21 protein-coding genes are annotated in these 19545 nt (G+C 67.4%); 8 read left to right on the top strand and 13 right to left on the bottom strand.

Going from position 1 to position 19545, the window contains the following annotated elements; all coding sequences use genetic code 11:
* The first annotated feature begins 44 nt into the window (after positions 1-44).
* Complete coding sequence (locus tag AC1DS0_RS17775; protein WP_476815616.1) at positions 45-308, top strand: hypothetical protein; 264 nt, start codon at positions 45-47, stop codon at positions 306-308.
* Between the two features lie 138 nt (positions 309-446).
* Here AC1DS0_RS17775 and AC1DS0_RS17770 read toward each other — a convergent pair whose 3' ends face one another.
* From AC1DS0_RS17770 to AC1DS0_RS17715, 12 genes are all read right to left on the bottom strand, one after another.
* Positions 447-1004, bottom strand: a complete 558-nt coding sequence (locus tag AC1DS0_RS17770) for a glutathione peroxidase (RefSeq protein WP_476815615.1) — start codon at positions 1002-1004, stop codon at positions 447-449.
* A gap of 289 nt (positions 1005-1293) precedes the next feature.
* On the bottom strand, positions 1294-1680 hold the full coding sequence (locus tag AC1DS0_RS17765) for a response regulator (protein ID WP_057190857.1): 387 nt from the start codon (positions 1678-1680) through the stop codon (positions 1294-1296).
* Between the two features lie 113 nt (positions 1681-1793).
* Positions 1794-2903, bottom strand: coding sequence for a chemotaxis-specific protein-glutamate methyltransferase CheB (gene cheB, locus AC1DS0_RS17760; RefSeq protein ID WP_476815614.1), 1110 nt, complete (start codon positions 2901-2903; stop codon positions 1794-1796).
* Positions 2903-3496, bottom strand: a complete 594-nt coding sequence (locus AC1DS0_RS17755) for a chemoreceptor glutamine deamidase CheD (RefSeq protein WP_476815613.1) — start codon at positions 3494-3496, stop codon at positions 2903-2905. The genes cheB and AC1DS0_RS17755 overlap by 1 nt, the downstream gene beginning before the upstream one ends.
* The gene (locus AC1DS0_RS17750) at positions 3493-4344 is read right to left on the bottom strand and encodes a CheR family methyltransferase (protein ID WP_476815612.1); all 852 of its coding nucleotides are present in this window, start codon (positions 4342-4344) and stop codon (positions 3493-3495) included. The genes AC1DS0_RS17755 and AC1DS0_RS17750 overlap by 4 nt, the downstream gene beginning before the upstream one ends.
* A gap of 21 nt (positions 4345-4365) precedes the next feature.
* On the bottom strand, positions 4366-6312 hold the full coding sequence (locus tag AC1DS0_RS17745) for a methyl-accepting chemotaxis protein (RefSeq protein WP_476815611.1): 1947 nt from the start codon (positions 6310-6312) through the stop codon (positions 4366-4368).
* Between the two features lie 81 nt (positions 6313-6393).
* Positions 6394-6897, bottom strand: a complete 504-nt coding sequence (locus tag AC1DS0_RS17740; RefSeq protein ID WP_057190852.1) for a chemotaxis protein CheW — start codon at positions 6895-6897, stop codon at positions 6394-6396.
* A gap of 3 nt (positions 6898-6900) precedes the next feature.
* Complete coding sequence (locus AC1DS0_RS17735) at positions 6901-9186, bottom strand: chemotaxis protein CheA (RefSeq protein ID WP_476815610.1); 2286 nt, start codon at positions 9184-9186, stop codon at positions 6901-6903.
* A gap of 8 nt (positions 9187-9194) precedes the next feature.
* On the bottom strand, positions 9195-9554 hold the full coding sequence (locus AC1DS0_RS17730; protein WP_152012417.1) for a response regulator: 360 nt from the start codon (positions 9552-9554) through the stop codon (positions 9195-9197).
* Between the two features lie 7 nt (positions 9555-9561).
* Positions 9562-9843: an STAS domain-containing protein gene (locus AC1DS0_RS17725; RefSeq protein WP_159650080.1), complete on the bottom strand. Its 282-nt coding sequence runs from the start codon at positions 9841-9843 to the stop codon at positions 9562-9564.
* A gap of 116 nt (positions 9844-9959) precedes the next feature.
* A complete protein-coding gene (locus AC1DS0_RS17720) occupies positions 9960-10427 on the bottom strand; it encodes a response regulator (protein WP_476815609.1) in 468 nt (155 codons plus the stop codon).
* A 69-nt stretch (positions 10428-10496) separates the two neighbouring features.
* Positions 10497-11951, bottom strand: coding sequence for a methyl-accepting chemotaxis protein (locus AC1DS0_RS17715; RefSeq protein WP_476815608.1), 1455 nt, complete (start codon positions 11949-11951; stop codon positions 10497-10499).
* 379 nt (positions 11952-12330) lie between these two features.
* Between AC1DS0_RS17715 and AC1DS0_RS17710 the strand changes: the two genes are divergently transcribed.
* From AC1DS0_RS17710 to AC1DS0_RS17695, 4 genes are all read left to right on the top strand, one after another.
* The gene (locus AC1DS0_RS17710; protein ID WP_476815607.1) at positions 12331-13206 is read left to right on the top strand and encodes a LysR substrate-binding domain-containing protein; all 876 of its coding nucleotides are present in this window, start codon (positions 12331-12333) and stop codon (positions 13204-13206) included.
* Positions 13207-13298: 92 nt separating this feature from the next.
* Positions 13299-14483 carry a cystathionine beta-lyase gene (gene metC, locus AC1DS0_RS17705; RefSeq protein WP_476815606.1) on the top strand — a complete coding sequence of 395 codons (1185 nt, stop codon included), beginning with the start codon at positions 13299-13301 and terminating at the stop codon, positions 14481-14483.
* A gap of 91 nt (positions 14484-14574) precedes the next feature.
* Positions 14575-15594, top strand: a complete 1020-nt coding sequence (locus AC1DS0_RS17700) for an amino acid ABC transporter substrate-binding protein (protein ID WP_476815605.1) — start codon at positions 14575-14577, stop codon at positions 15592-15594.
* Positions 15595-15671: 77 nt separating this feature from the next.
* Complete coding sequence (locus AC1DS0_RS17695) at positions 15672-16118, top strand: hypothetical protein (RefSeq protein WP_476815604.1); 447 nt, start codon at positions 15672-15674, stop codon at positions 16116-16118.
* Between the two features lie 59 nt (positions 16119-16177).
* Here AC1DS0_RS17695 and AC1DS0_RS17690 read toward each other — a convergent pair whose 3' ends face one another.
* Positions 16178-17089 (bottom strand): LysR family transcriptional regulator, encoded by a 912-nt coding sequence (locus AC1DS0_RS17690; RefSeq protein ID WP_476815603.1) that lies wholly within the window; start codon positions 17087-17089, stop codon positions 16178-16180.
* Positions 17090-17214: 125 nt separating this feature from the next.
* Here AC1DS0_RS17690 and AC1DS0_RS17685 point away from each other — a divergent pair, with 125 nt between their 5' ends.
* From AC1DS0_RS17685 to wrbA, 3 genes are all read left to right on the top strand, one after another.
* A complete protein-coding gene (locus tag AC1DS0_RS17685; protein WP_476815602.1) occupies positions 17215-18081 on the top strand; it encodes a pirin family protein in 867 nt (288 codons plus the stop codon).
* 62 nt (positions 18082-18143) lie between these two features.
* Positions 18144-18770: an isochorismate family cysteine hydrolase YcaC gene (gene ycaC / locus AC1DS0_RS17680; RefSeq protein ID WP_476815601.1), complete on the top strand. Its 627-nt coding sequence runs from the start codon at positions 18144-18146 to the stop codon at positions 18768-18770.
* A 100-nt stretch (positions 18771-18870) separates the two neighbouring features.
* Positions 18871-19470, top strand: a complete 600-nt coding sequence (wrbA, locus tag AC1DS0_RS17675) for an NAD(P)H:quinone oxidoreductase (protein ID WP_476815600.1) — start codon at positions 18871-18873, stop codon at positions 19468-19470.
* Positions 19471-19545 lie beyond the last annotated feature (75 nt).

Here is a 19545-nt window from a genome sequence, read left to right as displayed (position 1 = left end):
CGAGCCGGCGATTTTGCCTCGCTCTGGCCTTAAGGGGATTCCCGATGATCAAGCGCTCCGCGCTGCTGGCCGCAATCGCGGTCTTCCTCATCGCCACCATACCAGCCGAGGCGGCCAGATCCGCCTATAAAACCGGGATCGCAAGCGCCAAGAAGCGCGGTTTTTCGGACCGCAAATGCTACGCATCGGTCTTTGCGACCTACGCCACGCAGAACAGGCACGGCAAATTCAGGGCGCCAGCCGGCACCAGCAAGGCAGCCATCGGCTACAGGAACGAGCAGATGAGCAAATGCGGCATTTCGATCTGACGCCGCGGATCGAGCGCGTCCGCATCGAGGGGCATCTAAGCGCGCAGCGAGGCTACACCCGTTCTCAGCAAGAGCGCTTCGCTGCGGCCAGGATGACCGCACGCTCCATACCGGATCAACCTGCCCTGCTGTCCGAACTCAGCTTTTCTCCAATTCCTGCCCGATCGCGCGGATCAGCTCCGGCGAGAGCGGGTCCAGCCGCGAGCTGAAGCTGCCAACCAGGCTGCCGTCGCGGCCGATCAGGTATTTGTGGAAGTTCCAGCTCGGCAATTCGCTCGGGCGCTGATTGGCGGCCCAGCGATAGAACGGATGCGCATCCGGGCCGCGCACCACATTCTTCTGGGTGATCGGATAGTTCGCGCCATGGCTCTGGCGGACCGCTTCGGCGATCGCCGCGCCATCGAGCGGCTCTTGCCCGCCGAAATCATTGCTCGGCACCGCGATCAGGATCAGGCCGCGCTCGCGATAGCGTTCCCAGAGCTGCTCCAGTCCGGCGAACTGCCCGGCCAGCCCGCATTGCGTCGCCGTGTTGACGATCAGGATCGGCTTGCCGCGATAGGCCGAGAGCGGGATGCGCCCGCCTTCCGCCCGGTCGAAGCTAAAGGCGTAGGCATTGGCTTCGCCCTGCGCGGCGAGCGCCGGGGCAGCCGGTGCGAGCGCGAGCAAGGCGAGGATCTGGCGGCGATGGAAACGCATGGGCAAGCTCCGCGATGTTGCGAGGCTACGGCCGGCGGAGCCTACTCGCAAAGTAAGATATCCGCGAGCGGTCTTTTCCCTTCCCCCCGCCTGCGGTGGGGAAGGGTTAGGGATGGGGGGCTGGAAAGCAGGCCGCGGGACGTCTTTCAGCGAAGCGCCAGCGGCACTGCCCCCCACCCAACCCTCCCCACCGCAAGTGGGGGGGAGGGCTTACGCGGCCGATCCTCGTCAACGAAAAACGCCCCGGCACGGGCCGGGGCGTCGATCATTCGCCGAGGTCGCTGGCCGCTCAGCAGGCCAGCACCTTCTTCACGCGCACTTCGAGATCGCGCAGCTCATAGGGCTTCACGACATAATGGTCGGCACCGTTGCTGGTCGCCTCGTCCATCTTGTCGACCGAGCGCTCCGAAGTCGCCATGATGATCTTGATCTGGTTAAGCTCCGGCACCGAGCGGATGGCGCGCAGAAGGTCGATGCCGCTCATCCCGTCCATGTTCCAGTCGAGCAGCAGCAGATCATAGCGCTTGGTCTGCATCTTCATCAGGGCCTCGCGGGCGTTCTCCGCCTCGTCGATGTCCTGGAACTCGATCTGCTTGAGGAAATAGGTGGCAAGGCCACGCATGCTCTTCTGGTCGTCGACCACGAGGATGCGGTAGTCGCTTCTCGCCTTTGACATGGCAACTCTCCTTATGCATCGGACCGAAAAGTGGAATCCACTTTTCGGAAAAATCCGATGCGATAACAATGCGATAGATCATCGTGACCGCGTCCGTTCGGACGCGCGATGATCTATGCGGTGCGCTGCTGCGGGCGTTCGCCCAGCAGTCCCGCGATGGCGCCTCCGATCTGGTCGAGCGGTACGACCCGTTCGGCGGCGCCCAACTCGAACGCGGCTTTCGGCATCCCGTTTACCACACAGGTCTCGCCACTTTGGATTAACGTCGCAGCGCCGGCTTTGCGCATGGCTAACAAACCGTCAGCACCATCGCGGCCCATACCGGTGAGCAGCACGCCGAGCGCCTGCGCCCCGAGCGCGCGGGCGACCGAATGGAACATCACGTCGACCGAGGGGCAGTGCCCGCTGACCAGCGGCGCTTCCTTGAGATGGCAGATCAGTTCGCCGCGGCGCTCCTCGATCTCGAGATGCTTCGGGCCGCCCGGCGCCACGACCGCCATGCCTGGCCGAAGCCGCTCGCCATCGGCCGCCTCGCGCACGTCGAGCCCGGTCGCGGCCGAGAGCCGCGCGGCGAACTTGGCGGTGTAGCCCGCCGGCATGTGCTGCACCACGGCGATCGGCACGCGCAAATGCGCGGCATCGCGCATCACGGTCTGCACCGCCGGCACGCCGCCGGTCGAGGCGCCGATCGCGATCAGCGAGACCTTGCCGTGATTGGCTGGCATATGCACCGCGACGGGTCGGGCCGGAGCGCTCTGTGGCCGCTGCTGCGTGACCATTTCCTTCGCAGCCGCCATCAGGCGCCGGCTGGCCGAGGCGCGCTGCAGCGCCGCGGCGACATGCTTCATGAAGCCTTCGAGCGTATGCGTTGACCCGTCCGGCTTCTCGATGAAGTCGATCGCGCCGAGCTCCAGCGCCTGGATGGTGTTGTCGGCACCCGGCCCGCCGAACGCCGAGACGATCAGCACCGGCAGCGGGTCCTGCTTCAGCACCCGCGCCAGCAGCTTGAGGCCGTGCCGGCCGGGCAGTTCGAGATCGAGCGTCAGGATGTCGGGCCGCAGGTCCTGGATCGCATCCCAGCCCTCCTCGGCGCTGCCGGCGACGCCGATCACCTGGAAGCCGGGCGTCGAGTTGATGATTTGCGTCATCAACTTCTGCATTAGCACGGAATCGTCGACGACGAGGACCTTCACCGGGCCGGCGGACGAGGTCAGCGGGCTCATCACCAGATCTCCACTTCACCAGCCACCGGCTGGGTCTTGAGGCGGTTGAGGTAGGCCATCTCCTGCTCGCGCTCGGGATCGCGCGCCGCCTGCTGGACGTGCTGGACCCAGGCGCGCCCGGTCGCGGGCTGGTAGTGGATGCGGCGCGAACGGGTGCCGCCGACATCCCTGGATACCACCGGAATGCCCTCGCGGGCGAGGAACTCATTGACGAAGATGATGTTGCCCTCGCCGATCGCCAGCATGGTGGCGCCGGAGAGCACGCGCGCGCCGCCGAAGACCTTGGCCTCGAGCTGGCCGCGCCTGGCTCCGCGCTTGAGCAGCCCGTTGATCAGCACTTCCATTGCAGTGTCGCCATAGCGCTCGCCGGCGCTGGTGTCGGTACCGCCATTATTCTTCGGCAGCAGGAAATGGTTGAGCCCGCCGACGCCGATCTGCGGGTCGCGCATGCAGACCGAGACGCAGGAGCCGAGCACGGTGGCGACGATCTCGTCCTTGGCCGAGGTGATCTCGTGCTCACCCGGCGCGACCGTGATGATGGTCGCTTCGAAGCGCGGATCGAAATAGCGCCGCGAGGATCGGGTCAGGCTCATGGTGTGCGCTCGTAGATGGTGCGGCCGATCAGCCTGAGCTGGGGATGCGGCTGCGGCAGGGATTCGGAATGGCCGAGATAGAGGAAGCCGCCCGGCTGCAGCAGGGCGACATAGCGGTCGAGGATCGCGGCCTTGGTCGGCGTATCGAAGTAGATGAAGACGTTGCGGCAGAAGATCACGTCGAACGGCCCCTTCATCGGCCAGCGCTCGATCAGGTTGAGCCGCTTGAAGGCGATAAGCCGCTTCAGATCCTCGGCGATGCGGGCCTCGCCGCGGGAACTCTGGCTTTCCAGCCTGAGCAGAGGGCGTAAGTCCGCCGGCAGCCGGTCGAACTGCTCGGCCGGATATTGCCCCGCCGCGGCCCGGTCGAGGATGTCGGTGTCGATGTCGGTCGCGAGGATCTTGAAGTCGAGGTCGCTGCGATGGCCGATCACGTCGCGCGAGATTGCGGCGGCGCTGTAGGGCTCCTCGCCCGATGAGCAGGCCGCCGACCAGATCCGGATGCGCCCGCGCCGCCCTGCCCGCTCCTGGATCAGGCGCGGCAGCACGTCCTTGCGCAGATGGTCGAAATGGTGGCGCTCGCGGAAGAAGGCGGTGTGGTTGGTGGTGACCGCGTTGATCAGCTCGGGAATCTCGTCGCTCGCCGACGGCGTGCGCAGATAAGCGCAATATTCCGCGATCGAACCGAGGCCGAGCACCTTGACGCGCCGCGCCAGCCGGCCGCGCGCCATCGCCTCCTTATGCTCGCGGATGACGATGCCGGCGTGCTCGTAGACCAGCTTGGCCACCAGGGCCATATCGTCCCGGCTGAGCGTGGTGTCTGACTGGACAGGTTGCGGGGCAAGCATGCTCTGACTCTGTGGCGCGGCTTAGGACTCGACCCACTCATCCATCCGGCCGCCACCGGCGACACGGCGGCGCGGAGTGGCGGGGCGGTCGGTGGAACGATGATGGTCCTGGCGGCCCGGCTGGCGCCGCGGCTCGGTCTGGACGCCGGCGGGCTGGCGCAGGCCGAGCGATTCTGCCTGCAGCGATCGTGCATGAGCCATCGGCCGCTCGAAGCGGAAGACGTCGGCGAGCTCGCGCAGCGCCTGTGTCTGCTCGGCGAGGCTCGCTGCGGCGCCAGCGCTCTGCTCGGCCAGCGCCGCGTTCTGCTGCGTCGCCTCGTCCATCGCCGCGACGGAACGGCTCATCGCGGCAATGTCGCCGGCCTGGCCGGCACTCGCCTGCGAGATCTCCGACACCGTCGCTGAGACCTGCTCGACCGCCGTGACGATCTTGCCGAGCGTCTCGCCGGTCCGGCGCACCAGGCGCACGCCTTCGGCGACTTGCGCGTTGGAGTTGGCGATCACGCCCTTGATGTCCTTGGCGGCCGTGGCCGAGCGTTGCGCCAAAGTGCGCACCTCGCTCGCAACCACGGCGAAGCCCTTCCCGGCCTCACCGGCGCGGGCAGCTTCGACCGCGGCGTTCAGCGCCAGCAGGTTGGTCTGGAAGGCGATGCCGTCGATCACGGTGACGATCTCGGCGATCCGCGCCGAGGACTGCTCCATCTGCCCGATCGCCGCGATCGTCTCGGCGACGACCTGCTGCCCGCTGCCGGCAACCGCCATCGCCTCGCCGGCAAGCTCGGTCGCGGCGCGCGAGCGGCCGGCGCTCTGCGTGATCGAGGCCGCGAGCTGGCCGGTGGTCTCGGCCGTCTCTTCGAGGCCCGCGGCCGATTGCTCGGTGCGCCCGGCCAGATCGACCGCGCCCGCCTTGATCTCGACGGCCGTCGCCGCGACATGGGCGGCTGCCAACTGGATGCCGGAAACGGTCTGCGTCAGCCGCGCCAATGTCTGGTTGAGCCCGGCCTTCAGCTCGCCGAGCCGCCCGTCATAGGCGCCATCGATACGGCCCGTCAGGTCCCCCTCGCTGAGGCCGGCCAGCACGGCGGCGAACTCGTCGGTAGCGGCCTCGACGATCGCGTTGATCTCGTTGACGCCCGTGGCGATGCGCTGCAGCGCCTCGGGCTTGCCGGCAAGCGGGACGCGCCGGGAGAAATCGCCCTCCGCCGCGGCGGCGACGACGGCCGCGACCTCGTCGGCGGCCCGCAACTCCTCGGTCAGCTCGCGCCATTCGATCGTCGAGCCGAGCCTCTGGCCATCGGGCTGCGTCGTGATCGTCAGCGTCAGGCCGACCATGCGCCGGCCGAGCGCGACGCGCATCGCGCGCGCTTCGGGAATGCCTTGCGGGCCGGCGAACAGCTCCAGCACCTTGCCGAGCATGTCCTTGGCCGAGACGCCGGGGAAGGCAGCGCGGAAATCCTCCTGCGCCTCGCTGAAGAATTTGAGCAGCGACTTGTTGACGTAGACGATCCGACCGTTCGCATCGCAGACCATGATCGCGGTGCGGCAGCCGTCGAGGGCCGCCCGAATCCGCCCGGCCTCGACCGAGCTTTCCTGCACCTGGCGCAGAGCCCGCGAGAGCTGGCCGATCTCGTCGCGGCGGGCGAGCTCCGGCGCGGCGCCGGGTGCGCCCTCCGAGAGCTTCTCCATGCCTTCGCGCATCGCCATCATCGGCCGCGCCAGCGAACGGGCCACGAGCCAGCCGAGACCGGCGGCAAGAGCGACGCCGGCGACACCGAACGGCAAGGCCGTGCTTGCGAAACCCGACAGGGCCACCTCGACCTGCGGGCTGGACAGACCGAGGGCGCCAAGCCGGGCAGCCGCGCTCTGCTGGACCGCGAATGCGACGAGCCCGCCCGAAACGGCGGCGCCGCCAGCGAACAGAGCCGGCAGCTTGACCGAGAGTTTCGAGAAGGCGCCCAGCTGAGTCATCGGTTCTTTTTGTCTCTCAGGCGTTCCTGGCCATCATTCGGCATTCCGGCTGGGCGCTTACCGGGCAAGGCCGATGGACGCTCAGGCGACGCGCAGTTGCTTGTCCTGATTGTCACCGCCGTCGCGGATCACCGCGGCGAGGTCGAGCAAAGCGACGATCTCGGTGTCGAGCAGGACGAGGCCTTCGATCAGCCCATGCTCGTCGCGCTCCAGATCCGGCGCCGGCCTGACTGCGCTGACCGGCACATCGACGATGTCCGAAACCGAGTCGACCAGCAGGCCAGCGGTCTTGTCCTCGACATCGACGACGACGATCACATGGGTCGCAGTGGCTTCGGTGGAGCCGAGGCCGATCGCGGTGCGCAGATCGTAGACCGCCAGGATCACGCCGCGCAGGTTGAGGACACCGCGCACATGCGGGGCCGCATGCGGCAGCGGCGTCGTCGCCTGCCAGCCCTTGATCTCGCGGACCATGCCGACATCGATGCCGAAGGTGCGGTCGCCGACCCGGAAGGTGACGATCCGGCGCGCTGCGGACTCAGGCTGCGCCGAGGTGAAGTGCTTTTCGCTGAGCTGCAGGGACATGGTTCATCCAGCCAGTTTGAGTTCGGGAACGGGTTGGCGGACACCCGATGCGGCCAAGCGCAACATCGAGTCGACATCGAGAATGAGCGCGACGAGGCCGTCGCCCAGAATGGTCGCGGCGGAGGCGCCGTTGACCGTGCCGTAATTCGACTCGAGGCTCTTCACCACGACCTGCTGCTGCCCGACAATCTCGTCGACGGCGATGCCGACATTGCCGCCGCGCTCGGTCTCCGCGATGATGATGATGTTCTCGTCGCGCGTGCCGGCCGAGCCCATCACGGCCCCGAGCCGGTGGAGCGGCGTAATTTCGCCGCGCCAGCGCAGCACTTCCTGGCCGAAGGTCAGGTGTTCGATCGGCGTGTTGGCGAGGTGCTGCGTCTCGATCACGCTGGCGATCGGGATGACGTAGCGGTCGTCGCCGCAGCGGATCACCATGCCTTCGAGCACGGCGAGCGTCAGCGGCAAAGCGAGCGTGAACTTGCAGCCGCGGCCGGGCTCGGAATCGACGCTGATACGGCCGCCGAGCGATTCGACATTCCTGCGCACCACGTCCATGCCGACGCCGCGGCCCGAGATGTCGCTGACGGCGTCCGCCGTCGACAGGCCGGCGGCGAAGATCAGCTGGTCGATCTCTTCCGGCGCAAGCTTCTCGTCGGCACCGACGAGACCGCGGGATTTCGCCTTGGCCAGCAGCCGGTCGCGACCGATGCCGCGCCCGTCATCGGTCACCGAGATGACGATGCGGCCGGCGCGATGCTCTGCGATCAGCCTGATCGTGCCTTCCGGGTTCTTGCCGGCGGCGATGCGCTCCTCCGGCGTCTCGACGCCGTGATCCATCGAGTTGCGGATCATGTGGGTGAGCGGATCGGCCAGTTCCTCGATGATCGTCTTGTCGACCTCGGTGTTCTCGCCTTCGAGGACGAGCTTCACTTCCTTGCCAAGCGTCTGGGCGAGCTCGCGCACCAGGCGCGGCATGCGCTGGAACACCGCCTTCACCGGCTGGGCGCGCACCGCCATGACATGGTCCTGCAACTCACGCGTCTGGCGCGATAGAGTCAGGATCCCCTCGGCGGTCTTGGCGTAGACGTCATAGGGTAGCGAGCGCACGCATTCGACCAGCATCGACTGGGTGATGACGATCTCGCCGACCAGGTTCATCAGCCGGTCGATGCGATCGAGATCGACGCGGACGCTGACCGCCTGGCGCTGGCGCGCGGCGGCCTCGTTGGAGACAGGCCGCGCAGCCGCGCGTGCCGCCGCCGGAGCAGTCGCGATTGCAGGCGCAGCAGCAACCGGAGCAGCGGCGGGCTGGATATCGGGCTGCGGCGCGGCGTCGGCTGCCGGCCCGAGCCGGGCAAGGATCGCCGACAGGTCGGCGGCGACATTCTGGGGCACTTCGGGAGCGGCAGCAGGAGCCGCCGCGGCCACGGGCTCCGGCGCAGCTTCCGCCTCCGGCAGAACCTCGACCTCGAACTCCTCGTTGGCGAGGGTGAAGTCGAACTTCGCGACGATCTCGTCGGCGCTGAGCTCGGTGCGCATCATCACCGTGAAGCGCATATGGCAGTCGGTGACGTCGAGCGTCTCGAGCGCCGGCACATGGCTGAGGTCGCAGGCGACCGAGACGATCTCCTCCGCCGGCAGGATGCCGATCGCGACGCGCGGCTCGATCACACGGCGGAACAGGTCGGCTTCCGGCGTGATCTTGATACGGACGTCGTGACCGGGCTTGCGAACGGGCTGGGCGGCGACGGGCTCGTCATCGTCCCAGCCGTCATTGGCCGCGGCTGGCGCTGCGGGAGCGCCCATCTTGGCGTCGACCATGGCGAGCAGGTTGCCGAGCGCAGCGATGCCGACGGGGGCATCGGCCGCAGGAGCCGCGGGAGCAGCTGGAGGCGCGACAGGAGCAGCCTTGGCCTGGCCGACCTGTTCGAGCGCAGCGAGAAGGTCGGGGCGAACCGGCGCAACCTCGTCGTTGCGGGCAGCGGCGACCAGATCCGCGACGGCATCCGAGCAGCGCAGGAACAGGGTGAAGGGCGCATCCGCCAGCGCGACGCGGCCCGAGCGGAGATGGTCGAGCGCCGCCTCGAAAACATGGGCGAAGCCGACGAGCTCGGTGCAGCCGAAGGCGCCGGCACCACCCTTGATCGAGTGGATGGCGCGGAAGGCGGCGTTGACGTCCTCGGAATCGGTCGAGCCTTCGTCGAGCGCCTGGAGTTTCTGCTCCAGCGCGCCGAGGAGCTCCTCGCACTCCTGGAAGAAGGTCTGCTTGAGTTCCGCCAGGGGATCCATAGGCCGCCTCAGTTCTGGTAGCGCGCGACGAGGCCGAGCAGGGTGTTTGGCTCGAACGGCTTGACCATCCAGGCGCTGGCGCCGGCCCGGCGGCCTTCCGCCTTGATCTCGGCGCCGTTCTCGGTGGTCAGCACGATGATCGGGGTGTTCTGGCCGGCCGGACGCGCGCGGCAGGCGCGCGTGAACTCGATGCCGTCCATGATCGGCATGTTGAGATCGGTGATGACAAGGTCGGGCTTGAACTGGTCGAAGCGAGCCAGCCCCTCTTCGCCGTTCTCCGCCTCCGCCACCTCGTGGCCGGCATTCCGCAACGTCATGCTGAGCAGGCTGAGCAGAGTCTTGGTATCGTCGATCGCGAGAATCTTCATCGCGGGATCACTCCAGAACGAGAGCGCTTTGCGCCGGGTCGAACCCGATCGCTTGAAAAGACTGGCGGCACTCGTCCGAGGCCGCCTTGAGCGTGACGCTGAGGCCGCGCGCCTTGGCGCTGCTGGCAGCCGAATGCAGGAGCTGGATCCACACGCTCGGGAACGGCCCGGCCTCGGCGCATTCGACCGCGATGCTCTCCTTCTGCTCCAACGCGACGAGGAGCTGATTACGGAAAGCAGCAGCCTCTGATCGGCCGAGGAAAGGCGGAAGGGAGACGGTGATGACCACGGCGGCGCGCCCTGTGTTTATTGACTCGGAAGCATCTTCGGGATTGGTAAAAATTTCGCTAACCGCCCCGGCTCGCGGCAAGGATTGTGACCGTTCCGCGGCAGCTTCGTTCAACCTCAGAACAGACTGTTGCTGATCGCGCGCGGCACCAGCGAGATGCTGCCGTTCGCTTCCTTGTACTTGCGGGGTATATTGATGATGCCCGAGAGGTGCAGCCAGAGATTGTTCGGCGAGATCGGCTTGATGATGATCTCGTGCGCACCGAGCTTGGCAGCCTGCACCACGGCGCGCCGGTCGGGCTTTTCCATCATCACCAGCACCGGCGCCTTGGCGAAGGGCGAGGTCTTGAAGGAGCGGATCGAGGCCAGGCACTTAACGCTGTCGCCGTCTGGCAGGTCCCAGTCGAGCATGACGATGTTGGGCTGCTTCTGGATGAAGGTCGTCGCCGCCGTGGAAAGATCGGCCGCCTCGAACACGCGCTGCAGCTGCGCCTGGTAGAGCATGGTGCGGATGATGCGCCGATAGTGCGGGCTGGGGTCGATCAGCAGCACCGAGAGATTGGGGAAGGATGGCGCGATATGCATGTCCGCAACTCGAAACCCGTACGCGACTAAGACACTTGCACGCGGCGGTTAAGACTCCGCCCTACTCCCTCAGACGCTGAGCCCGAACCGGACCCCGCCCCAGTGCCGGCCCCTGACGACGATCGGCGCCGACAGATCCTCCATCACCAGGAAATTGCCGCCGCCCATGTCGCGCCGATAGGTCTGCAGCAGGAACGGTTTCTGGTTGCGCGCCGCGGCAAGGCCGGTGCGATCGTTGAAGATACGCCGGTTGCGGCAATTGGCGTTGTTCCAGACCGGGTCGTGTCCCTGCGGCTGCGAATATTTGCGGTTGTGCGTCGGCAGGTAGCCGTTGCGGTCGACAGCCGCGCAGAAGACGATCCGCTTGCTCGCGGACAGCATCTTCTCCTGCACCGAAGGCAGCAGCCGGTCGGTCAGCTCGGTGAAGCGGCTGAGGAATTGCTGGGGATCGCTGCCGGGAATCGGCCTGTAGGCCTCGTCGAACAGGTCGGCCTGGCTGGCCTGGCCCGTCGCCAGCGCCTGCTCGAACAGGCCGGCGATCGCCGCCGACGCCTCGAGCGCGATCTCGATCATGTCCGATTGCGGCGTGCGCACGCCCGAGTTTGCGATCGCGCCGAGGACCGCCTCGCTGGTCGAGACCAGCGACGCCCCGCGCCGGGCCGCGACCTCGAGATTGCGGCCGGACTGATCGACCCCGTTCACCAGCCCTCTCAGCTCGCCGCCGACCTGCGCGAAGGCGATCGCGTTCTCGCGCGCCGGCGCCGAGATCGAGTCGATCTCGCCGATCAGCCCGACCACCGAGCGGCCGAAATGGTCGAGCTCGCCGATCTGTTGCGAAATGCCCTGGCTCTCGTCGCTGGCGCGCCGTGCCGCCTGTGCATTCGCTAAGCTCTGCTTGGCCAGTTGGTCGACGGTCGCGACCAGCGCGTCGAGTTGCTTGGCGCTGGCAGCCGTCGCATCGCGTGTCTGTTCGGCGAGCTGCTTCACCGCCGCGGCGATCACCGCAAAGCCGCGGCCTGCCGCACCGCTGCGCGCCGCCTCGACGCCGGCATTGATCGAGAGCAGCTGGATCTCGCGCGTGATCGTCTGGATCGCCTCGCTGGCCTCGCGCGCCTTGTGGGCGCGGCCGACGGCTTCGTTCAGCGCCTGCGAGATCGATTGCGCACCGTCCGACAATTCGGCGATGTCGTTCTGTGCCGCATTCAGCCCCTGGCGGACCGCGCCGGTGACCCGCTCCAGCCCGCTCTTGACCACGGAGGCCGCCTGCTGGGCGGTATCGGCCGCCTGCTGGATCGCCTGGTTCGAGCGCGAGACCTGCTCGACCGAGGCGACGACGCGGTGCAAACCATCGGTCTGCCGGTCGAGCTCGGCGTTGACGTCGCCGACACGCCCGGAAATATCGGTGATCTCGGCGCTGAGCTTGCCAAAGCGTTCGGCGATCTCGCGTACGGCCCGCGCTGCCGCTTCCGCCCCCGGAGCATCCTCATTGGCAGGATCAGGCAGCTTCAGGGCCTGGGCAAGCATCGCTTGGCGCTTCCTTCTCGGAGTTATGCCCGCAGAACCTAAAGGAACAGGGTAAATCCGCGGTTAAGCGGCAATCCGAGCAATCGAGCGAAGGCAGAGCGCATTCCCTTCCCCCCGCTTGCGGTGGGGAAGGGTTAGGGATGGGGGGACGGAAAGCGGGGCTCGGCTGTTCTTTCATGTTGCGCCAAGCGGCACTGCCCCCCACCCAACCCTCCCCACCGCAAGCGGGGGGAGGGCTTGCGCTCTCCCGCAGCCGCGAACAAACCTTTCACTCACTTGCCTTGAAGCTGCGATCTTCCCGCCAAGCAACGCCCCGGTTCCCTCGGCTCGGCGCCGCGGCTAGGCTGGCGCCGAACGACAGCCCCGGGGCGGACGCCGCTTGAACAGCCGACAGCTCGAAACCTTCGCCGCGGTGATGAAGGCCGGCACGATCTCGCGCGCCGCCGAGCTGCTCGGCGTCACCCAGCCCGGCGTCAGCCGCGCCATCGCCGAGCTGGAGAAGTCGCTCGGCTTCCTGCTGTTCGACCGCATCCGCAACCGCATCGTCGCGACGCCCGAGGGCAAACTGTTCTATGCCCAGGTCCAGGCCTCCTTCCTCGGCATGGACACGCTGCGCGCCACCGCCGCCCGTATCCGCGACCATGGTGCCGGCCAATTGCGCGTCGGCTCGCTCTCGGCGCTGGGCTCGTCGCTGGTGCCGCGGGCGGTGCGCCGTTTCCGCGACAGGCGCCCGGAGATCGCGGTGACGCTGATGGTGCTGCCCTCGCGCGATGTCCGCGACGGCGTCGCCTCCGGCGCCTTCGATATCGGCCTCGCCGCCGACGAGATCGACGTCTCCGGCGTCCTTCATCAGCTCTTCGTCCAGCCGCGCGTGCTATGCGCCCTGCCGCTCGGCCATCCGCTTGCCGAGAAGGAGCTGATCGGCCCGGCCGATCTGCACGACCTGCCGTTCGTCGCTTATGTGCCGGAGGATCGTGCCCGCCAGCGGCTCGACCGCATCTTCATGGAAGCCGGTGTCCGGCCACGTATCGTCGTCGAGACCATCTACGCCGCGACCGTCTGCGCCCTCGTCGCGGAAGGCGTCGGCGTCGGCCTGGTCAGCCCCTATGCGGTCGCCGGTGCCGATCCGACCCGGCTAGTGCTGCGCCCGTTCGAGCCGGAGGTGCAGAGCCGCAGCCTGCTGATCCTGCCGCTCGACCGGCCGAAATCACAGCTGGTGCGCGATTTCATCGACTGCCTGATGGAAGTTCGCTGACCATAACATCCAGGCATCAAGCCATGAGTTTTGCCTGATTGCCGGCAAGGCCGCGCGGAAGGAACCTTTCTCCCACGAAAGGACCTCTTCCCATGCATGACGCGACCCGCAGCGTTCACCACCCCGCCGTCAACGAAGAGGGCTATGCCAGCCTTACCGTGCCGACGCACCGCGCCTCGACCATCGTCTATCCCGACGCGGCGAGCTTCTTCGCCCGCAAGCATCGCGGCTTCGACGGTTATACCTACGGCCTGCACGGCACCCCGACGCACCGCACGCTCGAAGCACAGCTGACCGCGCTGCATGGCGGCGTGCGCACGGTCCTGGTCCCTTCCGGCCAGGCGGCGGTCACCATCGTCCTGCTCTCGGTGCTGCTGCCGGGCGACAAGGTGCTGATCCCCGATCAGGTCTACCAGCCGGTGCGCAGCTTCTGCGAGGACTACCTGAAGCCGCGCGGCATCGAGTACGGCGTCTACGATCCACTGATCGGCGCTGGTATCGCCGATCTGATCGACGACACGGTCAAGCTGGTCTGGGTCGAGTCGCCGGGCTCCAATACGATGGAGGTGCAGGACATCCCTGCCATCGTGAAGGCGGCGAAGGCCAAGGGCGCGCTAGTCGGCTGCGACAACACCTGGGCGACGCCCCTGATCTTCAAGCCGCTCGCCTTTGGCGTCGATTTCGCCTGCGAGGCACTGACCAAATATGTCGGCGGCCATTCCGACCTGCTGCTCGGCTCGATCACCGTCGCCGACCTCGGCTTGCGCGAGACACTGAAGGAGACGCTGCGCGGCTTCGGCGTCGGCGTCTCGCCCGACGAATGCCAGCTTGCCCTGCGCGGCCTGGAAACCCTGGCGCTGCGCCTTGCCCATATGGGCAAGGTCTCCGAGGACTTCGCCCGGCGCCTGACCCGCTCGCCGGCGGTCGAGACCGTGCTGCACCCGGCCCTGCCCTCCTGCCCCGGCCATGAATTCTGGAAGCGCGACATGGGCCGCTCGTCGGGCGTGTTCAGCGTCGTCCTGAAGCCGGTGCCGCACGCTCTGCTGGAAAAGGCGCTTTCTGCGCTCAAGATCTTTGCCATCGGCGCCTCCTGGGGCGGCACGCGCAGCCTGATTGCGCCGCTGGCGCCCGAGGGCGACCGCACTGTCGTGCCCTGGCCGCATCAGGGGCCGTCGCTGCGCATCAGCATCGGCCTCGAGGACCCGGACGACCTCTGGAACGATCTCGACACGCTGCTTATCGCGCTGGAACAGCCGGCGGCCGCCAAGGTCGCCTGAGGCAGGACGACGAAAGACGACGAACGCGGCGGGGCAGCGCCTCCGCCGCGACGGGAGAGCTTTGCCTGAAAACAACAACAGGGGATCTATGATGAAACGGACCTTGCTAAGTCTCGTCGCCGCGCTGGCGCTCGCCGCTGGTTTCGCCGCGCCCGCCTCCGCCGACACGCTCCAGATGATCCGGGACCGCGGCAAGATCATCTGCGGTACCAGCCCCGGCGTCGCTGGCTTCTCGACGCAGGACGCCAACGGCCGCTGGGGTGGCTTCGACATCGACATCTGCCGGGCGCTCGCCGCGGTGATCTTCAACGACACCGAGAAGGCCGGCTTCGTCTCGCTGACCTCGAAAGACCGCTTGATCGCGCTGCAGGCCGGCGAGATCGACGTGCTGCCGCGTACCACCACCTGGACGCTGTCGCGCAATGCCGGCCAGGGCGTCACCTTCACCACCGTCAATTATTATGACGGCCAGGGCTTCATGGTCTCGAAGAAGCTCGGCGTCTCCTCCGCCGCCCAGCTCGGCGGCGCCTCGGTCTGCGTCGCCCAGGGCACGACCAGCGAACTCAACCTCGCCGACTATTTCCGCAAGCTCGGAGTGAAATACGAGGCTGCCGCCTTCGGCACGTCGGAAGAAGCACTCAAGGCCTACGAATCCGGCCGCTGCGATGCCTACACCACCGACATCTCGGCGCTCTCCGCCGTCCGGATGAAGCTGCAGGACCTCGACGATCACGTCATCCTGCCGGAAGTCGTCTCGAAGGAGCCGCTCGGTCCCTGGGTCCGTACCGGTGACGAGACCTGGTTCAACCTGGTGCGCTGGACCGTGCTCGCGCTGATCAACGCCGAGGAGCTCGGTATCAGCAAGGCCAATGTCCAGGAGATGCTGAAATCCTCGAACCCCGAGGTGAAGCGCTTCCTCGGCCTCGATGGCAAGATGGGCGAGGCGATGGGCGTCACCAATGACTGGGTCATGCGCATCATCTCGGCCGTCGGCAATTACGGCGAGAGCTTCGAGCGCCATCTCGGCAAGAGCTCGCGCCTGCAGCTGGCGCGCGGCCCGAACGAGCTCTGGAGCAAGGGTGGCATCCAGTACAGCCCGCCATTCCGGTAGGCGGCGCGGTGGGCGCACGGAACTGCCGGGCTTCCCGGCAGTTGTAGACTCCGTTGCATCACCAAGGAGTACTGACCGTGCCCGCCATCAAATCCCTCTTCGTCGGCGCTGCTGCGCTTGCCCTCGTCACCGGCACCGCCGTGGCCCAGCCCCGCACGCTCGGCCCGCAGACCGGCACGGTCAAGATCGAGCAGATTTCCGTCGCCTTCATCGCCTCGGGCGAACTCGGCGGCGGCACCTTCACCTATCGCGGCCGCTCCTATCCGATCTCGGTCGGCGGGCTCGGCATCGGCGGCATCGGCGCCGCGCGCGTCGTCGCCAGCGGGCGCGTCTACGGCCTGACCACACGCAACGACCTGGCGGGTCCCTATGTCCAGCTCAAGGAAGGCTGGGCGGTTGGCCGCGCCGGCCAGGGCCGCGTCTGGCTCAAGAACGACAAGGGCGTGACCCTCAGCCTCGACACCCGTCGCCAGGGCCTGCAGGCCACGATCGGCGCCGACGGCGTGGTGATCGCGTTCAAGTAGGCGAGACCGCCGACAGCAAGGCACTCGATGCGGCCGGGCAGATGCTCGGCCGCTCTCGTTTAGCGGCTCTCGGCGTCCAGCCGCGCATACTCCGTCGCGAGAAAATCGAGCAGCGCCCTGACGGAGGGCAGCAAGCCGCGCCGCGACGGGAACACCGCATGGATGATGCCGGCCCGCGGCGCCCAGTCCGGCAGGACATGCACCAGCCTGCCCGCCCTGATGTCTTCGATCACCACCATGGTCGGCATCTGCACCACGCCGACGCCCTGCAACGCGGCATGGCGCAGCGCCACCATGTCCTCGGTGACGAAACGGGGCTGATGGCGGATGCTGGCCTCGGCGCCATCAGGCCCCTGCAGCCGCCATTCATGGCTCTGCTGCGTCCCACCCCATGACAGGCTCGGCAATGTGCCGACATCCGCCGGGACGAGGGCGCGCCCGACCCCCTCGAGCAGTTGCGGCGCCGCCACCAGGCATTGCCGGCTCTCAGTCAGCACCTTCATCACCAGCTCGCTTTCCTCCAATGGCGGAAAGCGCACCCTGATCGCGATGTCGAAGCCCTCGCGGATCACGTCGACGCGGCGGTTGGTGCTCTCCAGTTGCACCTCGACCTTCGGGCAGGCAGCGAGGAAGCGGGCGATCATCGCCCCGACCTGGAAATAGAGCACGGCCGAGGGACAGGCGACGCGTACCACGCCCTGCGGCGCGGCCCGGACCCGGTCGATCGCCTCCTGTGCCGCCTCGGCCTCGACCAGCATGGCAAGGCAGTGCCGGTGATATTCCCGCCCGATCTCGGTCACCGCGAAGCGCCGGGTCGAGCGCTGCACCAGCCGCACCCCGAGCCGCTCCTCCAGCAATGCGAGGCGCCGGCTCAATCGCGAGCGCGGCATGCCCATGGCGCGAGCGGCGGCGGCGAAGCCCTGATGCTCGACCACCTGGGCGAAGAAATAGAGGTCGTTCAGATCCCGCATCGCGCCATCATTGTCCTATAGATGGGACAGAGTGGCGGGATTATGCCGGCTACTGCGCTCACTGTCTCACTCATAATCTTGTGGACAACACGGCGCCGCACCAGCGCATCCGAGGAGATCAGGCCATGCGACAGGTTCGCGGCATCTACAGCAGCCCCGCCGCCCATTGGGTCGGCGACGGCTTTCCCGTCCGCTCGATGTTCTCGCACGCCACCCAGGGCGAGCATGTCAGCCCCTTCCTGCTGCTCGACCATGCCGGCCCGGCTGAGTTCGCTCCGGCGGAGAAGCCGCGCGGCGTCGGCGTCCACCCGCATCGCGGCTTCGAGACGGTCACCATCGTCTACCAGGGCGAGGTCGAGCACCGCGACTCCACCGGCCAGGGCGGCCTGATCGGCCCCGGCGACGTGCAGTGGATGACCGCCGCCTCCGGCATCCTACACGAGGAGTTCCATTCGCAGGCCTTCACCCGCTTGGGCGGCACGCTCGACATGGTGCAGCTCTGGGTCAATCTGCCGGCGAAGGACAAGAGCGCCGCCCCCGCCTACCAGACCCTGCTCGACAGGGACATTCCTGCGGTCGCGCTTCCAGATGGCGCCGGCACACTGCGTGTCATCGCCGGCGACTTCCGGGGCCATGCCGGCCCGGCCCGGACCTTCACCCCGATCGGCATCTGGGATCTCCGCCTGAAGCGCGACGGGCAAACCTCGCTCGCTTTGCCGGAAGGGCGTACGCTCGGCATCGTCGTCCTGCGTGGCAACGTCCTGATCAATGGCGCCGACAAGGCCCGCGAGGCCCAGTTCGTGCTGTTCGACCGTACCGGTGGCGAAGCGACGATCGAGGTCGAGACCGACGCGACTGTGCTCGTCCTCAGCGGCGAGCCGATCGACGAGCCCGTCGCGATGCACGGCCCCTTCGTCATGAACACCCGCGAGGAGATCCGCCAGGCCATGGCCGATTTCCAGAGCGGCCGCTTCGGCAAAATCCCGGCCTGAAAACCAGCATCGGCGCCGTCCGCCGCCGCGATGCCGGACATCCCTCTCGAAGGAGAAAGACCATGACCAAGCCCTATACCCGCCTCGACAAGGACAAGGCCGCCGTCCTGCTGGTCGACCACCAGGCCGGCCTGCTCTCGCTGGTCCGCGACATCGACCCGGACAAGTTCAAGAACAACGTGCTGGCGCTGGCCGACCTCGCCAAATACTTCAAGCTGCCGACGATCCTGACCACCAGTTTCGAGGATGGCCCGAACGGCCCGCTCGTTCCCGAGCTCAAGCAGACCTTCCCGGATGCGCCGTTCATCCCGCGCCCGGGCCAGATCAACGCCTGGGACAACGAGGACTTCGTCAAGGCGGTGAAGGCGACCGGGCGCAAGCAGCTCATCATCGCCGGCGTCGTCACCGAGGTCTGCGTCGCCTTCCCGGCGTTGGCCGCGATCGAGGCCGGCTTCGACGTCTTCGTCGTCACCGATGCATCCGGCACCTTCAACGAGATCACCCGCCAGTCGGCCTGGCAGCGCATGTCGGATGCCGGTGCCCAGTTGATGACCTGGTTCGGTGTCGCCTGCGAGTTGCATCGCGACTGGCGCAACGATGTCGAGGGGCTGGGAGCGCTCTTCTCGAACCACATCCCCGACTATCGCAACCTGATCACCAGCTACACCGCCGTCTCGCAGCGCGGCTGAACCGTCACGTTCGTGACTGGACAACTGTCTTAGCAGGCTCAACTTGGGCTGCCGGAGCTCCCTCGCTCCGGCGGCCTCCCGTGACAAGAGGATGATCCCGATGACGAAGGTTCTGGTTCTCTACTATTCCAGCTACGGCCATATCGAGACGATGGCGCAGGCCGTCGCCGAAGGGGTGCGCGAGGCCGGCGCCGAGGCGGTGATCAAGCGCGTGCCCGAGCTCGTCCCCGAGGAGGTCGCCCGCAAATCCGGCTTCAAGCTCGACCAGGCGGCGCCGATCGCCACGGTCGACGAACTGCCCGATTACGACGCGATCATCCTCGGCGTGCCCACCCGCTTCGGCAACATGCCGGCGCAGATGAAGAACTTCCTCGACCAGACCGGCGGCCTCTGGTTCCAGGGCAAGCTGATCGGCAAGGTCGGCAGCGTCTTCACCTCGACCGCGACCCAGCATGGCGGCCAGGAGAGCACGATCCTCTCGACCCATACCGTGCTGCTGCATCAGGGCATGGTCATCGTCGGCCTGCCCTACAGCTTCCAGGGCCAGATGACGCTGAGCGAGATCACCGGCGGCTCGCCCTATGGCGCCAGCACCATCGCTGCCGGCGACGGCTCGCGCCAGCCGTCAGAGAACGAACTCGCCGGCGCCCGCTATCAGGGCAAGCATGTCGCCGGCATCGCCGCCAAGCTGGCCGGCTGACGCCCCCAACCGACCCCGCGGCCCGGGATCGCCACCGGGCCGCCTTGCCTTGGACCACCCTGCTGAACAGACTGC

Source organism: Allobosea sp. P4_H5 (assembly GCF_056400825.1).
This window is presented reverse-complemented; position numbering and strand designations above follow the sequence as displayed.